Source organism: Cryobacterium sp. Sr8 (assembly GCF_004403225.1).
Taxonomy (GTDB): Bacteria; Actinomycetota; Actinomycetes; order Actinomycetales; family Microbacteriaceae; genus Cryobacterium; species Cryobacterium psychrotolerans.
The window spans coordinates 260,476-285,283 of sequence record NZ_SOHO01000070.1 but is presented as its reverse complement, the minus strand read 5'-3'; the positions used below and the strand labels follow the sequence as shown (position 1 = coordinate 285,283).

The following is a 24,808-nucleotide window of genomic DNA, read 5'->3' as shown; positions in this document are numbered from 1 at the left end:
GGTCTCTTTCGTTGGTGCTCGTCGCGGCGGTGCTGATCGCGTTGGTGCTCATCGGTCGTAGGTGTAGCTTCGGTCGGTGCCGTCGATCGGGACTGTCACCGTCAGGCGTACTGTACCGGCTGGCGGCGCCGGGCTCGGCAGGGTGCAGGTGTTCGGTGAGTCGGCATCCGTTACCGGCACCGTGGCATCCCCGGGAACGGAACACCGGTAGCCGGCCGGCAGAGCGGGCCCGTTGTCCGGGCCGTTGGTCCAGCTGAAGACTCCCCCGGCTTCGTCGTAGGCCAGGCCGGTCACGGCGAAACTGACCGATTCCTCCGGCGCGGCCCACATCGACGACCACTCACCGCAGCCGCCCCACGGAGCGCAGGCCTGGAGCTGGAAGGCGACGGTTTCGCCGAACGGGCGACCCAGGAGCTCCCGCGGCCAGCCGACTCCCTCGAATCGCACGGTCGGTCCGGTCCCGTCGGCGGCGCGGATGTTGTAGTGGTCGACGCCCGCGGAGGGGCTCACGCGGGTAACGCGGTAGTCCCAGGCGTCTTCGCGCTGCTCCATCGCCCCGCGCACATCGGTGATCGCTCCCGGGGCCTCGCGCACCCGCACGGTCGCCACCGGGGTGTGCGCACAGCCTGCCCGGTTGTAGCCCCAGACGATGAAGTCGTAGGTGGCGTTGGCTGCGAGCAGGTTGTCGAAGGAAACGGAACGGGTTCCAGCGGACACGGCGACCTGCTCCTCGACCGACCCGCCGGTCTGCGGCGGGTCGAGGCGACCGGGCGCCGGGGCGCTCACCGAGCACGCCTGCGCGCCCGTGGGCACGATATCGCTGCTGAGCCGCTGCACGATGTATCCGTCGATGGGGTCGCCCCTGCCCTCGAACGCGTCCCAGGAGACGATCACGGTTCCGTCGGAGTCGGAGCCGGTCGCCGAGATCCCGCCGGCTCGAGCCGGGCCGAAGGGACGCCCCGTGCCGGCCGAACTGGCCCAGGTGGAGAGCGCGGGGTACGCCTCGTTCCGCGCGCTGACTGTGTAGGCGACATCCGCGCCGTTGCTGAGGCCGGCCACGTCGATGCTGCAGGAAGACGCGTCGCATTGCGGTCCCGTGGCGCTCACTTCGCCCTGGGGTGTGCCTCCGACGGTGACGACGTAGCCGCGGACGGGCGTGCCCCCGCCTACGGCGCCGACAGCGTCCCAGCTGAGGCGAAGCCCGCCGTCCAGGGGTGCGGCCGCAAGCCCGGACGGGGCTGGCGGCACCACGTCGGACCAGACCGGGTCGGCCAGGGAGGTAGGCACGGACAGTCCCATGCCGTTACGGGCCGCGACGGAGACGCGCACGGCGCGTGACTGGCCGTTGCCCGGCGTGGGGATCTCACACGCGGTCGAGGCGCACAGGACGGTGCCCACCGATGCGCCGGAACTGACGTGGGTCAGGGTCACCTCGTAGCCGGAAATCGGCGAGTTGTTGGACGCCCCGGCGTTGAAGGAGACGGACAGTTTCTGGTCGCCGAATCCGGTCACGCGCAGGTTCGTGACCGGGTCTGCCTTGTCCTGCACGGAAATCCGCACCGTGCCCCAGGCGAAGCGGTCCGGGTCGCCCGTCGCATCGGCCACCTGGTATTCGAGGTTCGTGTCGACGGGCGCGGCCGTGTCGGACACGGTCACCGCGAGGCGGCTGCTGTCGGCGCTCCGGGTGATCGAGACGCCGGCCGGGAGCGAGGCGCGATCCAGGCCGCGCACCCCGACCACGGTCAGCGGGGTCGCCGGGAACGGGTTGGTCGCGCCGTCGTTCGCGAGCACGTCGACGACGGTGGTCCGGCCGCGCGGGGCGATCGCCGCATCCGGCGCCGGAACGGCGATCGGTCTGGTCGAACCGACAACGCGCACATCGATCCGGCCGGCCTTGCCGGCGCTGAGGTCGTCCCGGACCCCGATGGTGAGCGCGCTCCGGGCGCCCTTGCGCGTCTTCAGCGCGGCACGCACGGTGAGCAGCTGACCATCAATGGAATAGCTGAAACCCGTGGGTTTGGGTTCGAGCACCGTGTAGGCGAGCTCTGCCCGGTCGTCCGGGTAGGGGTAGGCGGTGAGTTTGCCGAGGTCGATGACCTTGGTCTCGTCCGGCTCGATGTCGATGTCGGCGCCGTCGAAGGCGGGCGGCTGGTTCGTGCGCGGCGTGACCGTGATCGGCAGGACGATGGTGGACGTGCGAGCTGCGGGGTCTTTCGCGTCGGACCCGTCGGTCACCTCGAAGGAGATAGACGCGGGGCCGTAGTACTTGTCGGCGCTGGTGAAGGCAAGGCGGCGGTCGCCCGACACCAGGCTCGCCCCGTCTGAGTGCGTCGCCTGCACCGTGGTGCGGTCGGTGAGCTTCACGCGCTTCCCGCCGACCGCGACGACGTAGTCGTTGATGTCGATCATGAGCGTCGACTCGCTCGGGATACTGAGCGCCGGTGCCCCCCTGCGCAATTGCGGGAGCGCGTCGTCGTAGCCGGGAACCCAGATGAACGCGTGGGAGACGAGCTCGGGGTCGTCGGGGTGGCTGACGGCGAACGGGATGATCCGGCTGTCATTGCCGATGCTCACCCGGATGCGTTTGGCGCTCGTCACCCGGGCGTCCCGGCCGAACCCGGGCACGACCGATACGTCCAGCTTGCGGGCCGCAGCGTCGGCGAAGAAGACGTTCGCGAGGACGTCGACGTCGATCGTTGTGCGGTCGAGCACGTCCGAGAGCGTGAGCCGGGTGTCGCTGGCCTCCGGCCGCGACAGCGGCGCGTCCGCCCGCACCACGACGGTGAGGAAGTTCGAGCTTGTGCCGCCCCGCTCGTTGCGGATCTCGTAGATGAAGCCCAACCGGCCCTCCGTCTCCGGCACCGTCACCGAGACGACGTCACCGTCGACCACCGCCTGCCCCTGGCTGCCGCTCGGCTTGACCGCGGTGATGGTGAGCGCGCCGCCGTCGGGGTCGGAGTCGTTGCCCAGGACCCGGACCGAAACGGTGCTGCCGGGCCGCACCGTGACTTCATCGGGGGCCGCGACGGGGTTCCGTGCACCGTCCAGGCGCGGGCTGATTCCCACCCGGATCGTCCCACTCGCCCGGGCGCCGAGGGCGTCGACGACCGAGTAGGTGAAGGTGTCCGTGCCGGTCGAGTATTCCCCGGACGTGTATTCAATCGAATCGGAGCCACCGGTTGCGACCGAGCCCTTCTCGGGGTTGGTGTCCTGGCCGAGCAGCTGGACCGAGTCGCCGTCGGGGTCGATTCCCGAGAGCGGAATCGGGATCCGCACCGTGTTCCCCGCGAGGACACGGGCGATCACGGTTTTCGGCACCGGCGGGTTGTTGGATTCCTCGTCGGCTTCGCGCACGGAGATGCTCACCTCGGCGTTGGCGAACTGGCCGTCCGGCGCATTGACGCGGTACACGGCGGTGAAGTTGCCGGCCATGGTCGGTGCCAGATAGCGCAGCACGGTGCCCGAGGCGAACAGCACGCCGGCTCCGCGAGGCAGGCCCGCGGCGAGCGCGGGATCCAGGGTGAGGACTTCGCCGTCCGGGTGCTCATCGTTGGCGAGAACCGGGATATCGATGGCGTCGCCGACCCGCACCGAGATGGTGTCCGCCGTGGCGATGGGGGCCTGCTTGCGCGCCGGCTCCGCGATCTCGACGACGGTCACCGTCCCCTCGGCCTCGGCCAGGCCGTTGCTCACCCGGTAGCCGAATGTCACCTGACCGGCGTCGAGTGGTTTCGTGAGCGTGAGCCGCAGCAGATGCTGGTCGAGGATCTCGACCCGGAGACCGCTGGCCGGGGCCACGTCCATCGTTCCGGTGACGAGCAGCACCCCGCCGGCGGGGTCGAAATCGGTGGCGAGCACGTCGACGACGGTCGACTGACGGCCGCGGATGAACGCCGTGTGCGGCACCGTGACGGGTTTGGTGTTCGACTCCGGCGCGGGAACGACCTCAACGCGCACCCTGCCTGTCGCCGTGGTTCGACCGTCCGTCACCGCGTATTCGACCTCATGGGTGCCGACGACGTTGCTGGTGAAACGGAACGTGCCGCCGTCGAAGGACGGGGTCACGGTGACGTCCGGTTTGGCCGGGACGCTGCTCAGGCGAAGCGGGCCGGATCCCCCGCGCACATGGAGCAGCGGGGACACGGTCATCTCCCGGCCCGCGGCGGCCAGCACGACGAACGGCTCGGCGATGATGGGAACGGCTCCGGCCGGACGAACCGTCACGGCCATCGTTCCGGCGCCGGCCAGCCGCCCGTCCGAGACGACCAGTCCGACCTGCTTGAGCTCGCCTCCGCCGCCGGCGTCCGTGTAGATCACCGACCCCTCCGGGGTGAAGCTCGCCTGGTCCGGAGGGGGGGCTGTCGCCGAGGTGAGGTAGAACGGATCGCCGTCCGGGTCGATCCAGTCGCCGAGCACCTGGCTGGTCACCCGCCCGCCCAGCTGCACCGTCGCCCGGGTCGGCCTGGCCTGCGCGGGCGGCGAGTTCTCCCCCTCCGCCCTGACCACCACCGTGACGGTCGCCGACGCGACACCCCCGCGTCCGTCGTTGACGGTGTAACCAAAGCTCAGCCGACCGGCCGCGGTGGGCGGCAGGGTCAGCTGCACCTGCTGGTTGTTGCCGATCAGTTCGAGTCGGCCGGCGTCGTCCGGGATCCGGCTGAGTGAGGCAATCACGAGCACGTCGCCGTTGGGGTCGTAGTCGTTGAGCAGGACCGGCAGGGTGACGGCCCGACCGGGTCGAGCGCCGAAGGCGTCGTCGAGGGCCACCGGCGGAACCTGCGTCTTCTCGAATTCGGGCGCGCTGTCGTCATCCGTGTCTTCGACCCGCTGCTGGTCCCGCACCGTTTCGATCAGCTCATCCCAGTTGTCGATGAGCTCGTTGTCCTGCTGGACGGCCCAGGCCGCACCGTTGCGGGCGTCGTTGAGGAGCACGGCCGAACCGTTCACTCGGAATCCCAGCCGGGCGTCGCCGGCAACCCCCGCGAGTGTTTCCATGGCACCTTTTCGGGCCTGGCCGGTGCAGGACTGCCAGACCGTGCCGTCGCCCCAGGCCGCATAGGAGCACTTTCCGGCCGAGGCCGGTGCCGCGGCGTCGCCGGTGCGCCCGGTGACCAGGACGGAAGGCTGCCCTCCCGACACCGGGACACCGAGGAGCCCTCCCCGGTGGGCGACGAGGACGCGGTCTCCGGTTACCGCCGCCTGTTGCAGCAGGGGACCATCGGCGACGGCGATCTCCGCGGACAGGTCGACCATCTGCCCCGGCAGGTACAGCTGCCTCGTCGCCTCGTTGAGGAGAGCCCAGCGCCCACCGACGCTGGTCAGCTGGTAGCCGTCTTCCCGGGCGCCGGCCTTCAGGGACACCGTGGAGACAACCGCGTCGCCCTGGGTGGTGTCGACCCGCGACAGGTCGCCCGTCGCCGGCGTGAACGCGAAAAACACGCCGTCTGCGTCCATGCTGGTGACCGAACCGGCGCCGAGCGCGAGCGTCGGCTCCGCGAGGCTGTCGAAGTCGGCGAGCGCGGCGGCCTCCAGGTTCCACATGTTGCCCTCGGAGGTGATGACCGCGCGGTCCTCGGCGAGGTAAACCGACGGTTCCACCGGCGGCAGGGGAACGCTCTCGGCGACGGTGGCCGTCGCCGGATCGATGATGTCCAGCGAGCTGTTGCCACGGTCGATCACCAGCACGGTCGCGCCCTGCTGGCGCACGTCCAGGCTGGAACTGCCCGACTGCACCACGGTGTTCAATTCCCGCACGGCGGTGTTGGCCCGCCCGACGACCTGGCGGGACTCATTGGTCACCCAGACGGCCGCGTCGCCCAGGTCCATCCGCTGGGCCGTGTAGCCGCCCGAAACCACGGCAACCCCGGCGATCAGCACCGCCACAACCGTCCCGCTCGTTGCCGTGGCGACCAGGGAGCGGTGGGTGGCCAGCCACCCCGCGATCACGGGGCTCCTTCGGCGGTTTCCACGCACTTTTCACCGCTGGGCTCGCCCGGTTTGCCTTCGCGGTTGACCGTGACGGTGAGGCAGACGTTTGCCCGCCCGGTCGCGTCAACGCTGAACTCCGTGCCCTTCTGCCTGCTCTCCTCGCCCGTGCGCAGCGTCACGACGTAGTTGTCGCCGGGGCGCAGGCCGGGGTCGGACCAGGTGAAGACGACCGTGCCGGAGCGCAACCGGCCGGCGATCTCGCTGACGACCGGTATGTCGGCGGCGTTCCGTTGAACCAGGAGCGCCGCCGCCGTGGCGGAGAGCCCCACAGTGAGCAGGGATGCGGCCATCAACGCCCACATCATGCGCCCGCGCCCTCCCCTGCGGTGGATGCGCGTCTGGGAGGCACCGGGTGTGCTGCGGCTGTGCAGGAGCTGCGGTTCGCCCCTCGAGCCCGGGCCGGTCGGCGGCTTGCGCCGGCGACGGGCCGCATGCGGGTCGATGGAGTTGACGCCGCTGACGCGCGTCTTGTCGTCCGGGTCGGCCAGGGTCGCGGCGGCCCAGTCGTCCATGGCCACCTCGAGCGGCGTCTGCGCCAGCCCCAGGTCGGCCTCGACCGACTGCAACTCCCGAATGAATTCGAGCACGGTGCGCTGCCGGGAACCCGGTCGCCGGGACATCGCCCGGTCGAGGACGATTTCGAGCCGGGCCGGAACATCCGCGCGATTGATGGCGGGGACTTTTCCCTGTGCGATGCGGGACATCAGTGCCGCGGAGCTGTTGTCGGCACCGGGCTGCTCGAATGGGGAGCGCCCGGCCAGCAGCGAATAGACGGTCGCCCCGAGAGACCAGACCTCGGCGGACACTGACCCCGAACTCTCATCGAGCAGCACCTCGGGGGCCGACCACGGGATCGAGAGGCCCACAGCGTCCGATGACTCCGCCTCGCCCAGGGTGGCCGCAATGCCGAAGTCGGACAGGACGGGGTGGCCATAGGCGGTGACCAGGATGTTCGACGGCTTGATGTCGCGGTGCAGGATCCCGAAGCGGTGGGCGGTCTCGACGGCGCTGGCGATCTTGATCCCGATCCGCAGCGCGTCGGGGACCGAGAGGGGCTCGTCGCGAAAGCGCCGGCTGAGGGCTCCCGAGCAGTACTCCATCACCAGATACGGTCGCCCGTCGGCAGAGAGGCCGGCCTGGAAGACCGTGAGGATCGACGGGTGGGAGCTGAGCTGGGCCATCACGTTCGCCTCGGCCTGGAACAGCTGCCGAACCTGGTCGTTGACGACTGCCGCGAGCAGCACCTTCACCGCCACCTGGCGCCTGGGCATGTTCTGCTCGTAGAGGAAAACGTCGGCGAACCCGCCGGATCCGAGCACCCGCAGGTAGGAAAAGCCCGGCAGATTCGGCGGCGCGGATGGCAGTCGTCGTGCCATTTTCTCGCCTCCCCGCCTACTCGTGACCCCGGCGTGCGGCGGGCGTTCCCCAATTGTAGGCAGCCCCAACCGGCCCATTGGGGCGCGGCGGCGGCCTTAACCGGACTGGGTTACCCCCAAGTCGGGGGACGGTCCTCCGCCTGGTCGGCCGGCAGATCGAGCACCTCGATGACATCGAGAACGATCACGGTGACGTTGTCACGACCGCCGTTCTCGAGGGCGGCGCCGAGCAGCGCACCGGCCGCGTCATCCGGGTTGGGATTGGACATGAGGTAGTGACGGATGCCGTAGGCCGTGAGCTCTTTGGTGAGCCCGTCGGAGCAGACCAGCAGGCGCATGCCCGGCCTCGCCGGAACGATCCGGTAGTCGGGGATGGGCGGCTCATGGAAGCCGACCGCGCGGGTGATGACGTTGCCGTGGGGGTGCACGTCGGCCTCTTCACGGGTGATCTTCCCCGCGTCGACGAGCTCCTGCACGACCGAGTGGTCGGTTGTCACCTGCTCGAGGACGCCGCTGCCGAGCTGGTAGACGCGCGAATCGCCGATGTTGAAGATGATCCACTGCGGCTCTCCGGCGACGACCGCCAGGGCCGCTCCGGTCACCGTCGTGCCGGTGCCGTTGTCGGTCACACCGGCGCCCGAGGCCATGTCCTCGACGGCAAGACTGAGCAGACGCGCGATGGATTCGGCGTCGGGGTCGGTCGCGCCGGCGAGCTCGGCGAGCCTGGTCACGACGGCCGCGCTGGCAACGTCACCCGCGGAGTGACCTCCCATGCCGTCGGCGACCGCGAAAATGGGCGCTTGGGAGAGGAGGCTGTCCTCGTTGACCTCGCGGCGGTGCCCGGTGTCGGTGACTGCCGCCCACGCCAGAGTCACGCTTGTGTGGCTGGTGGGCAGGGAAACCGTGTGCCGGGGCGAGCCTTGACCTATCTGGGTCACGCGTGGTGCCTTCCGAATTCGGTCTGATGGTGGTGGAGAACGGCTAACGCTCGCTCGCGGGGAGGACTTCGACGATATTACCGTCCCCGATGTCGACCGTCGTACCCGGGGCGACCGCCAGGGACTGTCCCGGGGCCAGCCGCTGGCTTCTTCCGATCTTTCCGCGCGGCGGATTCACCAATGTCCCGTTGGTGGAGTTGAGGTCGGTCACCACGACGGTGTCGCCCTCCTGCCGGATTTCGAGGTGCGTCGCGGAGACGGCGGACGTGGGCGAGGTGACCGTGACCAGCCGGGGCAGGGGGCCGCCGGTGATGCGCGGCGACCGCGGTCGGCGGCCGAGGAAATAGACGGCATCCAGTCGGCGCTCCTCGCCGTCCGGGAGCCGGAAACCGTAGTGGGTCCCGCGGGCGAGCGGGGCGGCCTCGGCAGCCGGCCGCCGTTCACGCCGTTCCCGGCGCCGGGCGATGACGGTGTCCTGTGCGGCCTGTGGCGGCCGGACAACGGTGTCCGCGTCCGCCACCGAAAGCGGTGCCGGCGCGGGAACCGGGAGCGGTGCGGGCGCACGGATGATCGTGTCATCGTCCTCGCGTGCGAGTGCCGCCAGCGACCAGAACAGCGTGTCGGCCGCGATTGCCCCCAGTTCGACCGTCCGGCCGGAATCCAGCCGGCTCGCAGGCACCACGTCGGCCAGCGGGGAACCGATCACCAGGCCGATCACGGATCGGAAGTCGGCGAGGAGCCAGGGGCGGATGTCCCGGTCGGTGAACCGTCGAGAGCCGCCCACCGAGAATACGTCGACCGCGATCCGGCCCCGCACGACTGCGGACACCGGGATTCCGTCGCTATCGGTCGGGTCACCCGGCACGACCACCACGAAGTTCGCGACGGCGTCTTCACCGGCCAGCGGCAGGAGGGAGACGAGGGCCTCGATGGTGATCCGGGGTTCCGAGACCAGTCCGGTCAGTTTCGTCACGATTCCGGGATGCGTGCCGGAGGGGACTGCGGCGAGGAAGGCCCGCCCCGCGACAAACGTCCACTCCCCGCTGCCCCCGGGCGTCAGCCCGTACCCGACCCGTGCCATCGTTCTCCGTCCCGTCCGGTGACTAGGCGCCGATGTAGGACATCACGTGCTTGATGCGCGTGTAGTCCTCGAAGCCATACATCGACAGGTCCTTACCGTAGCCGGAGTGCTTGAATCCGCCGTGCGGCATTTCGGCCACGATCGGGATGTGGGTGTTGATCCAGACGACACCGAAGTCGAGTCCCTTGGCGAATCGCATCGCGCGGCCGTGGTCCCTGGTCCAGACGGACGACGCCAGTCCGTAGTGCACGTCGTTCGCCCACCGCATGGCCTGCGCCTCGTCGGCGAACTTCTGCACCGTGATGACGGGGCCGAAGATCTCGTTCTGCACGGCTTCTTCCGTTTGGCGAAGGCCGCTGACGATGGTCGCCTCGTGGAAGTAGCCCGTGGCTCCCTGACGGTGGCCGCCCAGTTCGATCCGGGCGTGGTCGGGCAGCCGGTCGATGAATCCGGAAACCTGGGCGAGCTGGTTGGCATTGTTCACCGGGCCGAAGAGGATGCTCTCATCGCCCGGCGCCCCGGTGGTCGCGTTCTCCCTGGCGTAGGCGCTGAGTGCGGAGACGAACTCGTCGTGGATTCCCTCCTGCACGAGCAGGCGCGTCGCCGCCGTGCAGTCCTGTCCGGCGTTGAAGAACCCGGCGGCGACGATGCCGGCGACGGCCAGCGGAATATCGGCGTCGTCGAACACGATCACGGGGGCCTTTCCGCCGAGCTCGAGGTGGACTCGCTTGAGGTCGTTCGCGGCGGCCTTCGCCACCTCCATGCCGGCGCGGACGGATCCCGTGATCGAGACCAGTTGCGGCGTCTTGTGGTCGATCATCGCCGCGCCCGTGCCGCGGTCGCCGGTGATGACGTTGAGCACCCCCTTCGGGAGGAACTCCGCGGCGACCTCGGCGAGCAGCAGCGTCGCGCTGGGCGTGGTGTCGGAGGGCTTGAGCACGCTCGTGTTGCCGGCGGCGAGCGCCGGGGCGAATTTCCACACGGCCATATTGAGCGGATAGTTCCAGGGCGTGACCTGCCCGACGACGCCGATCGGCTCCCGCCGGATGAAGGACGTGTGGTCCTTCATGTACTCGCCGGCCGAGCGGCCCTCGAGGTTCCGTGCGGCGCCGGCGAAGAAGCGGATCTGGTCGACGGAGAGCAGGATCTCGTCCTGGACGAGGGAGGCGCGCGGTTTGCCGGTGTCACGCGACTCCGCGTCGGCGAACTCGTCGGCCCTGGCCTCCATCGCGTCGGCGATGCGGAAGAGGGCGAGCTGGCGCTCCGCCGGAGTCGACTCCCCCCACTGCTCGAACGCGCTGGACGCCGCCGTGTAGGCGTCGTCGACGTCGGCCGCATTGGACACGGGGCTGGTCGCGTAGACGGCCTCCGTCGCGGGATCGATCAGATCCAGGCGCGCCTCGGACCTCGAGTCAACGTACTCACCGTTGACGAAATTGCGTAGTTCGCGAACGCTCATGGCTCCTGGACTCCCTGCGTGATGGCCGGCGGGGCGGCCGGGCCGCTCCATCGGCTCCAGCTTATCCGGCGGAGCGGAGCGCGCGGCAGGCGAAATACTTGGATTCCGCAGCATATTGGTCGCCAAGCTGCGGATTCGCTTGCCGAGGGGCCGTTTCACTGACACAATCGATGTCATGAACCCAAATGGACGCGGAGTGGGCGGGAAGCCGGCGCAACTGGACGATGTCTCCAAGAAGATCATCGAGCAGCTGCAGGTCGACGGACGCCGCTCCTATGCCGAGATCGGCAAGGCCGTGGGCCTGAGCGAAGCCGCGGTGCGCCAGCGGGTTCAGAAACTGACGGATGCCGGCGTCATGCAGGTCGTCGCCGTGACCGACCCGATGCAGCTCGGCTTCTACCGCCAGGCCATGATCGGCATCAGGGCCACGGGCGACGCGAGGGAACTCGCCGACACCCTGGCCGCCATCCCATCCGTGGACTACGTCGTCCTCACGGCTGGATCGTTCGACATCCTGGTCGAGGTCGTCTGCGAAGACGACGAGGAGCTGATAAATCTGCTCAATTCGCAGATCCGAAATCTCAAGGGCGTCACCTCAACCGAAACCTTTGTCTACCTCAAACTCCACAAACAGTTGTACAACTGGGGAACGCGATAAAAAATGACCATGTCAGAACAGGCCGTTCCGGCCCACCACCACTCTCACATCCCCGCTTCGGCACTGGCGCCGGGCGAGTACAGCGACGCCGACAACGCGTCGATGCAGCAGAAGGCGAAAGACCACCTCTGGATGCACTTCTCGCGCCAGTCCGTGATGGAGTCCGGCGCCGGTGTGCCGATCATCACCAAGGGCCAGGGCCACCACATCTGGGACTCCACCGGCAAGAAATACATCGACGGCCTGAGCGGGCTGTTCGTCGTCAATGCCGGCCACGGCCGCAAGCGCCTCGCCGAGGTCGCCGCCAAGCAGGCCGAGGAACTGGCGTTCTTCCCGATCTGGTCCTACGCGCACCCGTCGGCGATCGAGCTCGCCGACCGCCTGGCCGCCTACGCGCCGGGCGACCTGAACCGGGTCTTCTTCTCCACCGGCGGCGGTGAAGCCGTCGAGACGGCCTTCAAGCTGGCCAAGTACTACTGGAAGCTGCAGGGCCGCCCCACCAAGCACAAGGTCATCTCGCGGGCCGTCGCCTACCACGGCACCCCGCAGGGCGCGCTGGCCATCACCGGCATCCCGGCCATGAAGGAAATGTTCGAGCCGGTCACCCCGGGCGGATTCCGTGTGCCGAACACCAACTTCTACCGGGCGGACGAGATGGGTTCCGGCCTCGGCCATGACCTCGAGGCCTTCGGCCTGTGGGCGGCCAACCGGATCGAAGAGATGATCCAGTTCGAGGGCCCGGAGACGGTCGCCGCCGTGTTCCTGGAACCCGTGCAGAACTCGGGCGGCTGCTTCACCGCCCCTCCCGGATACTTCAAGCGGGTTCGCGAAATCTGCGACCAGTACGACGTGCTGCTCGTGGCCGACGAGGTCATCACCGCGTTCGGTCGCATCGGCAACATGTTCGCCTCGACGACCTTCGGTATCGAGCCGGACATGATCACCTGCGCCAAGGGCATGACGAGCGGCTACTCGCCGATCGGCGCGACGATCGTGAGCGAGCGGATCTACGAACCGTTCAAGCACGGCGACACGGCGTTCTACCACGGCTACACCTTCGGCGGGCACCCGGTGTCCTCCGCCGTGGCGCTGGCCAACCTCGACATCTTCGAGGAGGAGAAGCTCAACGAGAACGTGCGCGAGAACTCGCCGATCTTCCGCGCGGAGCTGGAGCAGCTGCTGGACCTGCCGATCGTCGGCGACGTTCGCGGCGAGGGTTACTTCTTCGGAATCGAGCTGGTCAAGGACAAGGGCACCAAGGAGACGTTCAACGACGACGAGTCCGAGCGTCTCTTGCGCGGCTACCTGTCAAAGGCGCTGTTCGAGGCCGGGCTGTACTGCCGCGCCGACGACCGGGGCGACCCCGTCATTCAGCTCGCTCCGCCGCTGACCATCGGCCCGGCCGAGTTCCGCGAAATCGGTGAAATCCTGCACGGCGTGCTCTCCGAGGCGCCTCAGCACCTCTAGAACGGGTCCATCGATCCGGGGCCGGCGCCGAGCGCCCGCCCCGGATTGCCCTCGATACATGCGTTCAGGCCCAGGTGCCCAAGTGTGAGCGGAGGGTGCGGCGCGCTCGGGAGTACCGTGCGCGGGCGGCATCCGCTCGAATGCCGAGCACCGTCGCCGCCTGAGCGATGGTCAGGCCCTCCCAGACAACGAGGGTGACCAGCTCCTGATCGCGCGGGGAAAGTGCGGCAAGGGCGGGGGCGAGGTGGGCCGGCGAGCATCCGGCTCACTGGCGGTCGTTCGTCCCTTCTCAAACCGCCCTCCCGCGGATATCGTGACAGCGACCCGGAGGTCATGTGATCGTATCTGCCGACAGGCGAACGGTTGGACGCATGTTCATCACGGCGCTTGCGGTGACGTTCGTCGCGGTCGCGTTGAGTGGGTGCCTCAGCCCGCGCTATGTCGACATGAACACGGAAGAGCTCATCTCCACCGTGCAGGGCGGGGAGTATGACGAGGTCCGCGGCAAGGGCCCCGCTTGCGATGCCGCCTCCGCCCTGGGCCTGCGCAAGGCGGAGGCCGCAGCGGACGTCCTCATCGACGCCCTGTCCGGTCCCGCAGAAGACTGCATGGCCTCGGCGCTTGGACAGATCGGCGATCCCCGGGCCGTCGAGCCGCTCCTCGATGCAATGGCAGACGAGTGCGAAGGATTTGACCGGAAACTGAGAGATGACGACACCTACGACGTGACGGACGTCTGTCTCGACTTCCAGTCCGCCGACGATGCACTCATCGCGATCGGGAACGCGGCAGTAGATCCGCTCCTGGCCCTGGCCGGCGTCGGCGCCGAGCCCCAAGCCGAACTCGCAGTTGTTGTGCTCGGCGAAGTCGGGGACTCGCGCGCCGAGACATACCTCGTCGAAAGGTTGGCCAACTACCGGAGCTCCACGAGAGAAACGATCGAACCCGAGTTCGTCCGGCGTCGTGCCGCCGAGGCCCTCGCCAAAATCTTCCGCAGCCACGTCGAGAGTCTCCTGCCGCGGCTTCAGTCGCAATCGACGGTGGGCATCGCGTACGGGATCATCGGACTAGGCCAGTCCAGCACCGAGCCGGACCTCATCCGGGCGCTGCAGACGTTTGGCGACCTGCCACTGGCCGAGTTTTATCTCAACTGTGGGCGCCCCAGCCTCGAGGCAGCAGCGACGGACTGGGGCGTCGAACATGGCTACACGCTGCGGTATCCGCTCCCCCGGATCGGTGGCGGCACGGCCCCGCGGGGGTGGGGAGACCTCTAGCCTGGACGGTTGCGCGATGCATCGCATTCTCCGCCAGCCCGTCGACCGCTCGGAGCACATGCCGGCGCTCGCTTGCCGGCTGGGCGAGCAGCTGCGTGTCACTCATCGCCCAGGTTCGTAGCCGACGAGCCAGTGGAGTCCATGACGGTCGATGACCTGGCCATCCGAAGCGCCCCAGGGCTTTGGGGCAAGGTCGTCGACGACCTGGCCGCCAACTGCGAGTTTGTCGAACCACTCATGGAGGACGTCCGGTTCGGCGGTCCCCAGCAACGAGAGCATGACGCCTTCAAGCCGGACACTCTTCTCGCCTGCTGCTGCATCGGCTCCCGCCAAAGCAACGACGCCGTCGAGCACTCCGTGAGCTATGGCATGTGGCGGGCCGTCGCTGCGACCGAAGTCCTCGTAGGTGTGCAGGGAGAGCTCTCCACTGAATACGTCCGCGTAGAAGCCGAGCGCTTCGCGCGCTGTGCCGGGGAAAGTGACATAGATCTGCGGCGCCGTCATGTGCACAGCCTACAGATGCGACCTAACACCGATCGCGGGGGCCGCGGGGCTAGCCCGCCGCCGCCGCCTCTTCCGCCGCTTCGCCCGGAGTGACCGCGTAGGCCCACTCGGGCAGGCGGCCCGTACTGAACAGGGTGTACAGCAGCCGGGCCATGCTGTACTCGGGGTCGAGGGCCAGCGCCTGGTCGACGAAGATGCCTGCGACGGATCCGCGCCCCAGTGCCCAGGACAGCCAGGCCAGCATGCACAGCGGGGCCGGGCGTGCGCGCCGCGGCGCCAGCGCGACGATGGTCTTGAGCATGCGGATCGCGCGCTCGACCCGATCGGGGTCCGGCCGCTCGGTGCTGAGACCGAGCATGAGGTCGCCGGTGCCCGTGGGATCGCCGCGGACGCCGGATTCCTGCTCCGCCCGGATGATGTCGTCCATGCTGCGTCCGGTGATCCGCTGGATGGCCGCGTAGCGTGCATTCAGCTCGAACGTCCGCACGCCGACCTGCCGGCCGAAGGCGAATTGCAGCATCATCTGGTCGCGGTTCGCGGGGCCCTGCACGAGGTACAGCAGGATGGCCGCATCCTCCGCCTCGAGGGCGAGCACGTCCCAGTCGAGGGCGGCCTCAGCGGTGTCGACCGGGTCCAGGACGTCGCCGATCATGGCGACCAGTTCCGGCTGGGTGCCGGCCTCGCCGCCCAGGCGCTGGAACCGGGCGAAATCCCGGGAGAGGCGTACCTTCATGGCCGCGTCGACCACCGGGAGGTCGGCGAGGCTGCTCAGCGTGGCGAGGTCGCGGCGGGCCTCCTCCGGGATGGCTTGGGTGGCCGGCGAGCCGGCGATGTCGCTGAGCGGGCGCCCTCCGGCCGGGCAGTCGGGGTCGAGGTACGACCCCCACCCGTCTGCCGCCACGCAGAGGGCGTCGCGCACCAGGAAGCCGGCCAGCTCCGCCCGTTTGACCAGGGTGTCCACGAAACGCTCGTGCGGGATCCCGGAGAGTCCGCCGAATCGGGCGTCGGTGTAGCTGACGGGCACGACCGCGTCGACGCCTGGGATCTTGCACAGCGCGCCGACCAGCGACGTCGCGATGCGCTTGTACAGCTTCGGCGCCAGGGTCGGGTCCGGCAGGTTGAAGCGCAGGGCGCCGCAGGTGCGGGTGCCGCGGAAGGCGACGAGGACGATGCTGTTCTCCGGCAGGAAGCCGGCCAGCTGGGGCACGAGCGCCAGGAAGTCCTGCGCCCGCCCGGTCTTGACGATGTTGGTTGGCATGCGGCAACCCTGCCCCGCAGGCGTCGCCGCCGCACCGCAGCGTCCCGACCTGGGGATAACTCCCCCGGCCTCGGACCTGTGGGGAGCGCCGGCTGTTCGCCGAGCTTGACACTTCCGGTCGACCTTGACTGGTGTGCCCGGCAAACTCGACCGGAAGTGTCAAACTCGGCGCCGCAGCCTCGGCGCCGCAGCCTCGGCGCTAGACCTCGGCGACCGGGGCCGCGAACTGGGCGGTGTAGAGGGCGCGGTAGGCGCCGTCCGCGGCGAGGAGTGCGGTGTGGCTGCCCTGCTCGACGATGCGACCGGCCTCCATCACGAGGATGAGGTCGGCATCCCGGATGGTCGACAGCCGGTGCGCGATGACGAAGCTCGTGCGGTCGGCGCGGAGAGCGCTCATCGCCTTCTGCACGAGCACCTCCGTGCGGGTGTCCACCGAGCTCGTCGCCTCGTCGAGGATGAGCACGCTCGGCCGGGCGAGGAAGGCCCTGGCGATCGTGAGCAGCTGCTTCTCCCCCGCGCTGACGTTGCCGCCCTCGTCGTCGAGCACGGTGTCGTAGCCCTCCGGAAGCGAGTGCACGAACCGGTCGACATAGGTCGCCCTGGCCGCTTCGCGGATCTCCTCGTCCGTGGCGTCCGGCCGGCCGTAGGCGATGTTCTCGCGCACGGTTCCCCCGAACAGCCAGGTGTCCTGCAACACCATGCCCATGCGCGAGCGCAGCTCGTGGCGGGTCATCCGGGCGATGTCGACGCCGTCGAGCGTAATGCGGCCGGCGTCGAGTTCGTAGAAGCGCATCATCAGGTTGACCAGGGTGGTCTTGCCCGCCCCGGTCGGTCCGACGATGGCGATCGTCTGCCCGGGTTCGGCGACGAGGCCGAGGTCGTCGATGAGCGGCTTGTCCGGCAGGTAGCGGAAGGACACCTGCTCGAAGACCAGCCGGCCGTGGGTGCCGGCAGGGACCTTCGCCGGTTCCGGGTCCGGGCTCTGCTCCTCGGCGTCCAGGAGCTCGAACACGCGCTCGGCGGATGCCACGCCGGACTGCAGCAGGTTGGCCATCGACCCGAGCTGGGCGAGCGGCTGGGTGAACTGCCGGGAGTACTGGATGAAGGCCTGCACGTCGCCGAGCTGCATCGCGCCGGAGGCGACCTGGAGCCCCCCGACGACCGCGATCCCGACGTAGACGAGGTTGCCGATGAACGTCATCGCCGGCATGATCAGGCCGCTGACGAACTGGGCGCCGAAGCTGGCCTCGTACAGCTCCTCGTTCTTGGCACCGAAGCGCTGCTCCACCTCGCGCTGGCGGCCGAACACCTTGACCAGCGCGTGGCCGGTGAAGGTCTCCTCGATCTGGCCGTTGAGCTCGCCGGTGTTCTTCCACTGCTGGGCGAACAGCTTCTGTGACCGCCTGGCGATGAGCACCGTGGTCACGAGCGTCAGCGGAACGGTGACCAGGGCGAGCAGGGCGAGCACCGGCGACAGGATGAACATCATCACGATCACGCCGATGACCGTGAGCAGCGAGGTGACCGCCTGGCTGATCGACTGCTGCAGGCTCTGGGAGATGTTGTCGACGTCGTTGGTGACCCGGCTGAGCAGCTCGCCGCGCTGAATGCGGTCGAAGTAGCGCAGCGGGAGCCGGTTGACTTTCGCCTCGATCTCCTCACGCAGGCGGTACACCGTGCGCTGCACGACTCCGTTCAGCACGTAGGCCTGCACCCAGGCGAACACCGAGGAGAGCACGTACAGGCCCATCGCCCAGATCAGCAGGGTGGACAGTGCCACGAAGTCGATCCCGACCCCGGGCGTCAGCGTCATGGCGCTGAGCATGTCGGCCTTCGCGTCCTCGCCCGCCGCACGCAGCTGCGCGACCAGGGCCGACTGGGTCGCCCCGGCCGGCAGGCCCTTCGAGATGAAGCCGGCGAAGATCAGGTTGGTGCCTTCGCCGAGCAGCCGCGGTCCGATCACCGAAAAGGTGACGCTCGCGACGGCCAGGAAAAGCACGAGGGCCAGCCACAGCCGGTCCGGACGCAGCGTGCCGAGCAGGCGCCGCGCGGACGGCCAGAAGTCCATCGCCTTCTCGGCGGGGACGTTCATGCCCCCGAACGGACCGCCGCGGCCCATCGGCGGACGGGCCGGGGTGGCCCTGGCGCCCTCGGTCGTGCTCATGCCACTTCCTCCGCGGCCAACTGGGACGAGACGATCTCCTGGTACGTCTCCGAGGTTTCGAGCAGCTCCTCGTGCGTGCCCTGCGCGACGATCCGCCCGTCGTCGAGCACAAGGATCTGGTCGGCCTCGACGATGCTCGACACCCGCTGCGCGATGATGACCATGGTCGCTCCGTCGGTGTTGCTCTTGAGGGCCAGCCTGAGGCGGGCATCCGTCGCCGTGTCCAGCGACGAGAAGGAGTCGTCGAAGATGTAGAGCTCGGGCCGTTTGACGAGCGCCCGGGCGATCGCCAGCCGCTGCCGCTGCCCGCCGGACACGTTCGTGCCGCCCTGCGAGATGGGGGCGTCGAGGCCGCCGTCCATTTCGGCGACGAAGTCCCGGGCCTGGGCCGTGGTGAGGGCCAGCCAGAGCTCATCCTCCGTGGCATCCGGCTTGCCGTAGAGCAGGTTGCTGCGCACGGTGCCGGAGAACAGGTACGGCTTCTGCGGCACCAGCCCGATGTGGCCCCAGAGCAGGTCGGGGTTGAGCTCCTTGACGTCGACGCCGTCGACGAGCACGGATCCGCTGGTGGCGTCGAACAGCCGCGGCATCAGGTTCACCAGGGTGGTCTTGCCCGAGCCGGTGCTGCCGATGATGGCCGTGGTCTGCCCGGAGTGGGCGACGAAGCTGATGTCGCTGAGCACGGGCTCCTCGGCTCCCGGGTAGGCGAACCCGACGCCGCGCAGTTCCAGTTCGCCGTGGCCGATGGTCTCGTTGACGGGATGCTCCGGCGGGCGCACGCTGGACTCGGTCTCGAGCACCTCGCCGATACGGTCGGCCGAGACGGTGGCTCGCGGGATCATCACGGCCATGAACGTGGCCATCATGACGGCCATCAGGATCTGCATGAGGTAGCTGAGGAAGGCGATCAGCGTGCCCACCTGCATCGAACCATCCTCTATCCGGAACGAACCGAACCAGATCACGGCAACGCTGGAGGCATTGAGCACGAGCATGACGACGGGGAACATGAGCGCCATCAGGCGTCCGGCGCGCAGGGCCGTGTCGGTGACATCGGCGTTGGCCGAGGCGAAGCGCCGGCTCTCGACGTCTTCGCGCACGAACGCCCGCACCACGCGGATGCCGGTGAGCTGTTCGCGAAGCACGCGGTTGACGGCGTCGATCCGGGTTTGCATCAGCCGGAAGAGGGGCACCATGCGCGAGATGATCAGGCCGACGGCGACGAGCAGCACGGGGACGGCCACGGCGATGAGCCAGGACAGCTGAACATCCTGCCGGACGGCCATGATGATGCCGCCGATGCTGAGGATGGGCGCCGTGATCATCAGCGTGCTGGTCATCAGCACGAGCATCTGCACCTGCTGCACGTCGTTCGTCGAACGGGTGATCAGGGAGGCTGCGCCGAACCGGGTGACCTCCTGTTCGGAGAACTCGCCGACGCGGCTGAAGACGGCTCCGCGCAGGTCGCGGCCGAGCGCCATCGCCGCCTTGGCGCCGAAGTACACCGCGGTGATGGCGCAGGCGATCTGCACCAGCGTTATGAGCAGCATGAGCGCGCCGGTGCTGAGGATGTACGCGGTGTCGCCCTTGGCGACCCCTTCGTCGATGATGTCGGCGTTCAGTGTCGGCAGGTACAGCGACGCGATCGACTGCGCGAGCTGGAACACGACGACGAGCACAAGCAGGCGCCGGTGCGGGCGCAGGTAGCGCACGAGAAGCTTCCAGAGCACGGGTTCTCCTAGGTGGGCGGGGCGGGGGCCGTTGTGGGCGGGGCGGGGGCGCCGATGATGCCGTGGAGGATCAGGGAGGTGATCTCGTCGTCGTCGAATGCCGGGCCGTTGCGGACATGGGGCACGGATGCCGCGAGCGCGATCATCCGGATGACCTGGGCGGCCCTGGCCGGCTCGACTCTCAGCCGTTCGAGGTCGGGCGTGAGAGCACGGCCCAGGATCTCAGTGAATTCGTGGCGGGAGTCGTGCCCCGGCGGAGGGCCGATGGTCCCGAGCGCACTCATCAGGGCGAACACCTTCGTGAACCGACCGCGCATCAGCGCCACGATCGCACGGACCTTATCCTCGAGCGGGAGCTCGGGGTCGACCGCGCGAAGCCGCGCCCGGAACGGCTCCGGATCGAGCTGCTTGGCCATCGCCGCGCGAATGAGTTCGTCCTTGCTGCCGAACGCCCGGAAGATCGTTCCCTCGGCGATCCCGGCGCACTCCGCGATCTGCTTCGTCGTGACGGCGCGGCCGTGCTCGAGCAGCAGCGGCGTCACCGCGTCGATCAGCATGGCCTGGCGGTCTTCAACCGACAGCGACCTGGCCCGACCTTGTCTCTCCGCCACGCCCATGCGCGCCAGCCTATCTGAGTGAGCACTCACTCACAAGGATCGGCTGGGCAGGTTCCTGCTCACTCGAAGAGAGCGGAGATCCAGGCCACGTCTTCGGCGGAGGGCTTCCAGGCGGTGGCGGCATCCGCGTTCTGAATGATCTGTTCCGGCCTCGTGGCGCCGGCGATGACGCTGGTCAGGCCCGGCTGGGCGAGCAGCCAGGCGAACGTCGCGTCGAGCATGCTCACACCGCGCTCGTCGCAGAACACCTGGTAACGCTCGATCACGTCCCACGGGGCGTTGTCGACAAGGTGGCGCCGGATCATCATGATCCGGCTGTCGGCCGGCCCGCCCTCGCGGGTGAACTTGCCCGTGAACAGGCCGTTGTACAGCGGGAAGAACGGCAGGAAGCCGAGCCCGTACGCGTTGACCGCCGGCAGCACCTCGTCTTCCGCGTCGCGCACGAGCAGGCTGTATTCGTTCTGCGACGAAATGAACTTGGGGTGCCGGTGCAGTTCCGCGGTGAACTCCGCCTCCGCGATCTGCCAGCCGGCGAGGTTCGAGTGACCGATGTAGCGGATCTTGCCCTCGCTGATGAGGTCGTCGAGCGTCTGGAGCGTCTCTTCGATCGGCGTGAGCGGGTCGGGGACATGAAGCTGGTAAAGGTCGATCCAGTCCGTCTGGAGCCGACGCAGCGAGGCCTCCACGGCGAGCCGGATGTAGCGGCGCGAGCCGCGCGCGCCCCAATCGGGCCCGTTCAGCCCGCCCATGTCCATGCCGAACTTGGAGGCCAGCACGATGTCGTCGCGCCGGCCCTTCAGCGAGTGGCCCATCAGGGTCTCGCTGAGGCCCCGCTCCGCGCCGTAAATGTCTGCCGTGTCGAACAGGGTGACGCCGGCCTCGATCGCCGCGTCGATGACGGCGGTCGTGCCGTCCTGTCCCTGCGACGCGGTGCCGGTGCGGCCGAAGTTGTTGCACCCAAGCCCGATCGTGGAGACGATGAGCCCTGAGTTGCCGAGTCTGCGGTATTCGATCTGCGCCATCGTGCCAGCCTAGGGGAGGTCAGCGGCCGGGCACTGTTGAGCCTCGGGCCTGTGCTAAACAGGAAGCCGAACAAAGGGGTACCCGTGGGTCGACTCACGCTCGGAATCATGTCGCGGTCGCGCAAGCCGGATGAACGCCGGCTGCCGATTCATCCGCTGCACTTCGACCGGATCGACCCGGAGGTCCGCGCGCGGATGTTCCTCGAAAGCGGGTATGGCGAAGACTTCGGAGTCTCCGACGAACAGCTCGCACCGCTGGTCGCCGGCCTGCGTTCGCGGGACGAGCTCATCGCCGAATGCGATGTCATCCTGCTCGCCAAGCCGTTGCTCGCCGACGTCGAGCAACTGCGCGAGGGACAGACCCTCTGGGGCTGGCCGCACTGCGTGCAGGATGCCGCGCTCACCCAGCTCGCCATCGACAAACGGTTGACCCTGATCGCCTTCGAGGCGATGAACCATTGGACCGCCTCCGGCCAGTTCAACCTGCACGTGCTGCACAAGAACAACGAACTCGCCGGCTACTGCTCGGTGCTGCATTCGCTGCAGCTGATCGGTTCGACCGGCGACTACGGCCGCAAGCTGCGTGCCGCGGTGATCGGCTTCGGGGCGACCGCCCGCGGCGCCGTGACCGCGTTGAACGCCCACGGAATCTACGACGTGAGCATCCTCACCAACCGCGAGATCTCCGCCGTCAGCTCCCCGATCCACTCCGCACAGATCGTGCAGCTCGACCAGAGCTACGACGGGCCGGAGCATTTCGCGCTCGTTGAGGAAGGTCGCGTGCCCGTTCCGGAGTTCCTCGCCGGCCACGACATCATCGTCAACTGCGTGCTCCAGGATCCGAACGCGCCGCTCACGTTCCTGTCCGAGGCCGACCTGCCCACGCTCGCCCCTGGGTCGCTCATCGTGGACGTGTCCTGCGACGAGGGAATGGGCTTCAGCTGGGCCAGGCCCACGTCCTTCCGCGAGCCCACGTTCACCGTCGGCAACCACGTAACGTACTACGCGGTCGACCACAGCCCGTCGTACCTCTGGAACTCCGCGACCTGGGAGATCAGCGAGGCCCTGCTGCCCTATCTCGAGGATGTGCTCGCCGGCGAGGACGCGTGGCAAGCGAACGAGACGCTCCGTCGGGCCATCGAGATCAGCGACGGCGTCATCCAAAATCCCAGCATCCTCGCGTTCCAGGGCCGGACGCCCGACTACCCGCACCCTCGCGCGGACTAAGACGTGAGCGGCTCGCGGTGGGCGCTGTTCCTCCACCGCAGCCGCGATCGGCGGCTCTCGCACCGCTGTCCGAAACCCGCCAGATCGGCCCGTCCGCGCCGACTACAGTCGACTTATGACCAGCACAGCAACGCGAATCATGACCAGCACCGCAACGTCCCTGATCCGGGTTTCGAGCCCCCTGGGTCGCCTGGAACTCACCAGCGACGAAGAGCAGATCCTGTCGCTCTCGATCGAACGCGGCGGGCACCTGCCGCTCGAGGGGGCACCCGAGGTTCACTCCCCCGTGCTCGATGAGGCCGCGCGCCAGCTGGGCGAGTACTTCGCCGGTACGCGCACCGCGTTCGACCTCCCGGTGCGCCTCGCCGGGGGCACCGAGTTCCAGCAGGCGGTCTGGAACCGGCTCGCCCAGATCGGCTTCGGCGAGTTCCTGTCCTACGGCGAACTCGGCCTCGAGATCGGCCGGCCGGGCTCCGGCCGCGCAATCGGCGGCGCCGTCGGGGCGAACCCGGTTCCGATCATCATCGCCTGCCACCGGGTACTGGCCTCCAACGGACGCATCACCGGGTACAGCGGCGGCAACGGCATCCCGACCAAGGTCTGGCTGCTCGACCACGAGGGAATCGGGCACGTGGCGTGAGCGAGCTCCCCGAGCGGGCATCCGTCATCGCCGGGCCGGACCGCCTTGCGCGCTGCGCCTGGGTCGGGTCGGATGCCGAGTACCGGCGGTACCACGACGAGGAATGGGGCCGCCCCCTCCTCGGCGACCAGCCCCTGTTCGAGAAGCTCTGCCTCGAGGGGTTCCAGGCCGGGCTGTCCTGGATCACGATCCTGCGACGCCGCCCGGCGTTCCGGGCCGCCTTCCACGACTTCGACATCGACCGGGTCGCCGCGATGGACGAGGCGGACGTGGAGCGGCTCGTCGCCGACGCCGCCATCATCCGCCACCGGGGCAAGATCGAGGCCGCCATCGGCAACGCCCGCGTCACGCGAGACCTGGGCGAGAGCCTCACCGATCTGATCTGGAGCTTCGCCCCGCCGCGCCGGCCGCAGCGCCTGGGCTCGCTGCACGATGTCCCGGCGATCACGCCCGAGTCGACCGCGCTCAGCGCCGAGCTGCGCCACCGAGGCTACCGCTTCGTCGGCCCAACCACGATGTACGCCCTCATGCAGTCCGCCGGCCTGGTCGACGACCACGTCCAACTCTGCCACCGCGCTCCCCGCGAAACCGCAGTTGTGCGCGTTAAAACGCCCGAATGACGCGCACAACTGCAGTTTCGCGGGGATGGAAGGCGGGTCAGACGACGAGTTCGAGCTCGTTGGGGGCGCCGGGGCGCAGGCGGAACCCGGCCGAGGGCGCCCAATCGAGCAGATCGTCCGCGCAGCCGAAATCCTGCCCGAGCTCGAGGATGGCGCGGGTGAACTCGCCCTTCGACTTCTTGTTGAAGTGGTTGAGCGCACGGGTCTGCCCGCCGGGCGCCTCGGTCACGACCCGAAGGAACAGCGACTCCGCCCGGGCCGGAGCCGCGCCAAGCGCCACGTAGCCCTCCGACCGCAGATCGAGCACGAGACCCTCCGCACCGGCCAGCGCCTTCGTGACCGCGCCACCCCAGTGCTTCTTCAACGGATGCCCGGGCAGCCGGGAATCGTGCGACAAACGGTACGCCGGAACGCCGTCCAGGGCGCCGACCGGCCCGAACAGTGCCGAGTGCACGAGCACGTGCCGCCCGGCGAACTCCCGAGCAGCCGGCGCCAGGGTCGGCGCATCCAGCGCGTCGTAGAGCACGCCGGTATAGCGGTCGAGTGCGGGCATCGTCGGCGAACTGGCCAGGGCGCGATTGCGGTCTACCTCGGACGCCTGCGTGCGGCCGAGCTTGAGGGCCGCCATCATCGCATCCGGATCTTTCGCCAGCGCACGCAGCGCACGCACAAGTACCCGTCGCGCAGAGTTCAGCGACGGGTACGTGAGTGCGGCGAATTCAAGCGGGCCGCCGGTGCCACCGGAGCGTTTCGTCTCCGACGGCGGAAGCAGTACGAGCAAGGCG

18 protein-coding genes and 1 pseudogene are annotated in these 24,808 nt (G+C 68.8%); 6 read left to right on the top strand and 13 right to left on the bottom strand.

The window, feature by feature from the left end; translation table 11 throughout:
• Positions 1–48: 48 nt before the first annotated feature.
• The 5 genes from E3T54_RS15810 to E3T54_RS15790 form a co-directional block, all read right to left on the bottom strand.
• Positions 49–5,946 carry an Ig-like domain-containing protein gene (locus E3T54_RS15810; protein ID WP_134476490.1) on the bottom strand — a complete coding sequence of 1,966 codons (5,898 nt, stop codon included), beginning with the start codon at positions 5,944–5,946 and terminating at the stop codon, positions 49–51.
• Positions 5,943–7,364 (bottom strand): serine/threonine-protein kinase, encoded by a 1,422-nt coding sequence (locus E3T54_RS15805; protein ID WP_134476489.1) that lies wholly within the window; start codon positions 7,362–7,364, stop codon positions 5,943–5,945. The genes E3T54_RS15810 and E3T54_RS15805 overlap by 4 nt, the downstream gene beginning before the upstream one ends.
• A gap of 110 nt (positions 7,365–7,474) precedes the next feature.
• Positions 7,475–8,302: a PP2C family serine/threonine-protein phosphatase gene (locus E3T54_RS15800; protein WP_092321628.1), complete on the bottom strand. Its 828-nt coding sequence runs from the start codon at positions 8,300–8,302 to the stop codon at positions 7,475–7,477.
• 43 nt (positions 8,303–8,345) lie between these two features.
• A complete protein-coding gene (locus E3T54_RS15795; protein WP_134476488.1) occupies positions 8,346–9,383 on the bottom strand; it encodes an FHA domain-containing protein in 1,038 nt (345 codons plus the stop codon).
• Positions 9,384–9,405: 22 nt separating this feature from the next.
• Positions 9,406–10,842, bottom strand: a complete 1,437-nt coding sequence (locus tag E3T54_RS15790; protein WP_134476487.1) for a gamma-aminobutyraldehyde dehydrogenase — start codon at positions 10,840–10,842, stop codon at positions 9,406–9,408.
• 175 nt (positions 10,843–11,017) lie between these two features.
• Between E3T54_RS15790 and E3T54_RS15785 the strand changes: the two genes are divergently transcribed.
• Together E3T54_RS15785 and E3T54_RS15780 are read left to right on the top strand one after the other, a co-directional pair.
• The gene (locus E3T54_RS15785) at positions 11,018–11,500 is read left to right on the top strand and encodes an Lrp/AsnC family transcriptional regulator (protein WP_092321726.1); all 483 of its coding nucleotides are present in this window, start codon (positions 11,018–11,020) and stop codon (positions 11,498–11,500) included.
• Positions 11,501–11,509: 9 nt separating this feature from the next.
• Positions 11,510–12,967, top strand: a complete 1,458-nt coding sequence (locus tag E3T54_RS15780) for an aspartate aminotransferase family protein (RefSeq protein WP_092321728.1) — start codon at positions 11,510–11,512, stop codon at positions 12,965–12,967.
• A 64-nt stretch (positions 12,968–13,031) separates the two neighbouring features.
• Here E3T54_RS15780 and E3T54_RS15775 read toward each other — a convergent pair.
• Positions 13,032–13,190, bottom strand: a pseudogene (locus E3T54_RS15775) (sigma factor-like helix-turn-helix DNA-binding protein); the annotation flags it as partial.
• A gap of 148 nt (positions 13,191–13,338) precedes the next feature.
• On the opposite strand from E3T54_RS15775, the gene E3T54_RS15770 reads away from it, so the two are divergent.
• Positions 13,339–14,241: a HEAT repeat domain-containing protein gene (locus E3T54_RS15770; RefSeq protein WP_134476486.1), complete on the top strand. Its 903-nt coding sequence runs from the start codon at positions 13,339–13,341 to the stop codon at positions 14,239–14,241.
• Positions 14,242–14,343: 102 nt separating this feature from the next.
• Here the strand turns inward: E3T54_RS15770 and E3T54_RS15765 are convergent, their stop codons facing one another.
• The 6 genes from E3T54_RS15765 to E3T54_RS15740 all read right to left on the bottom strand — a co-directional run bounded on the left by E3T54_RS15765 (position 14,344) and on the right by E3T54_RS15740 (position 21,536).
• Positions 14,344–14,745, bottom strand: a complete 402-nt coding sequence (locus E3T54_RS15765) for a VOC family protein (protein WP_134476485.1) — start codon at positions 14,743–14,745, stop codon at positions 14,344–14,346.
• 49 nt (positions 14,746–14,794) lie between these two features.
• Positions 14,795–16,003 (bottom strand): DUF4192 domain-containing protein, encoded by a 1,209-nt coding sequence (locus E3T54_RS15760; RefSeq protein ID WP_134476484.1) that lies wholly within the window; start codon positions 16,001–16,003, stop codon positions 14,795–14,797.
• A gap of 199 nt (positions 16,004–16,202) precedes the next feature.
• A complete protein-coding gene (locus E3T54_RS15755) occupies positions 16,203–18,167 on the bottom strand; it encodes an ABC transporter ATP-binding protein (protein WP_134476483.1) in 1,965 nt (654 codons plus the stop codon).
• On the bottom strand, positions 18,164–19,897 hold the full coding sequence (locus tag E3T54_RS15750) for an ABC transporter ATP-binding protein (protein WP_134476482.1): 1,734 nt from the start codon (positions 19,895–19,897) through the stop codon (positions 18,164–18,166). Before E3T54_RS15750 ends, E3T54_RS15755 begins: the two co-directional genes overlap by 4 nt.
• A gap of 8 nt (positions 19,898–19,905) precedes the next feature.
• Positions 19,906–20,514, bottom strand: coding sequence for a TetR/AcrR family transcriptional regulator (locus E3T54_RS15745; RefSeq protein ID WP_134476481.1), 609 nt, complete (start codon positions 20,512–20,514; stop codon positions 19,906–19,908).
• 59 nt (positions 20,515–20,573) lie between these two features.
• Positions 20,574–21,536, bottom strand: coding sequence for an aldo/keto reductase (locus E3T54_RS15740; RefSeq protein ID WP_134476480.1), 963 nt, complete (start codon positions 21,534–21,536; stop codon positions 20,574–20,576).
• 108 nt (positions 21,537–21,644) lie between these two features.
• Here E3T54_RS15740 and E3T54_RS15735 point away from each other — a divergent pair, with 108 nt between their 5' ends.
• The 3 genes from E3T54_RS15735 (at position 21,645) to E3T54_RS15725 (ending at position 24,023) form a co-directional block, all read left to right on the top strand.
• Positions 21,645–22,763 carry a N(5)-(carboxyethyl)ornithine synthase gene (locus tag E3T54_RS15735; protein WP_198414510.1) on the top strand — a complete coding sequence of 373 codons (1,119 nt, stop codon included), beginning with the start codon at positions 21,645–21,647 and terminating at the stop codon, positions 22,761–22,763.
• A gap of 115 nt (positions 22,764–22,878) precedes the next feature.
• Positions 22,879–23,403, top strand: a complete 525-nt coding sequence (locus tag E3T54_RS15730) for a methylated-DNA--[protein]-cysteine S-methyltransferase (protein WP_241977264.1) — start codon at positions 22,879–22,881, stop codon at positions 23,401–23,403.
• Complete coding sequence (locus E3T54_RS15725; RefSeq protein WP_241977263.1) at positions 23,400–24,023, top strand: DNA-3-methyladenine glycosylase I; 624 nt, start codon at positions 23,400–23,402, stop codon at positions 24,021–24,023. The genes E3T54_RS15730 and E3T54_RS15725 overlap by 4 nt, the downstream gene beginning before the upstream one ends.
• Positions 24,024–24,060: 37 nt before the next feature.
• On the opposite strand, the gene E3T54_RS15720 is transcribed toward E3T54_RS15725, so the two are convergent.
• Positions 24,061–24,804: a YaaA family protein gene (locus tag E3T54_RS15720; protein WP_134476478.1), complete on the bottom strand. Its 744-nt coding sequence runs from the start codon at positions 24,802–24,804 to the stop codon at positions 24,061–24,063.
• Between the last annotated feature and the right edge of the window lie 4 nt (positions 24,805–24,808).

Excerpts from the sequence above, each read along its gene's own strand:
- E3T54_RS15805 (WP_134476489.1), bottom strand. The coding sequence starts at position 7,364 with ATGGCACGACGACTGCCATCCGCGCCGCCGAATCTGCCGGGCTTTTCC.
- E3T54_RS15740 (WP_134476480.1), bottom strand. The coding sequence starts at position 21,536 with ATGGCGCAGATCGAATACCGCAGACTCGGCAACTCAGGGCTCATCGTC.
- E3T54_RS15770 (WP_134476486.1), top strand. The coding sequence starts at position 13,339 with ATGTTCATCACGGCGCTTGCGGTGACGTTCGTCGCGGTCGCGTTGAGT.
- E3T54_RS15790 (WP_134476487.1), bottom strand. The coding sequence starts at position 10,842 with ATGAGCGTTCGCGAACTACGCAATTTCGTCAACGGTGAGTACGTTGAC.
- E3T54_RS15730 (WP_241977264.1), top strand. The coding sequence starts at position 22,879 with ATGACCAGCACAGCAACGCGAATCATGACCAGCACCGCAACGTCCCTG.
- E3T54_RS15735 (WP_198414510.1), top strand. The coding sequence starts at position 21,645 with ATGTCGCGGTCGCGCAAGCCGGATGAACGCCGGCTGCCGATTCATCCG.
- E3T54_RS15760 (WP_134476484.1), bottom strand. The coding sequence starts at position 16,003 with ATGCCAACCAACATCGTCAAGACCGGGCGGGCGCAGGACTTCCTGGCG.
- E3T54_RS15745 (WP_134476481.1), bottom strand. The coding sequence starts at position 20,514 with ATGGGCGTGGCGGAGAGACAAGGTCGGGCCAGGTCGCTGTCGGTTGAA.
- E3T54_RS15785 (WP_092321726.1), top strand. The coding sequence starts at position 11,018 with ATGAACCCAAATGGACGCGGAGTGGGCGGGAAGCCGGCGCAACTGGAC.
- E3T54_RS15780 (WP_092321728.1), top strand. The coding sequence starts at position 11,510 with ATGTCAGAACAGGCCGTTCCGGCCCACCACCACTCTCACATCCCCGCT.
- E3T54_RS15765 (WP_134476485.1), bottom strand. The coding sequence starts at position 14,745 with ATGACGGCGCCGCAGATCTATGTCACTTTCCCCGGCACAGCGCGCGAA.
- E3T54_RS15755 (WP_134476483.1), bottom strand. The coding sequence starts at position 18,167 with ATGAGCACGACCGAGGGCGCCAGGGCCACCCCGGCCCGTCCGCCGATG.
- E3T54_RS15795 (WP_134476488.1), bottom strand. The coding sequence starts at position 9,383 with ATGGCACGGGTCGGGTACGGGCTGACGCCCGGGGGCAGCGGGGAGTGG.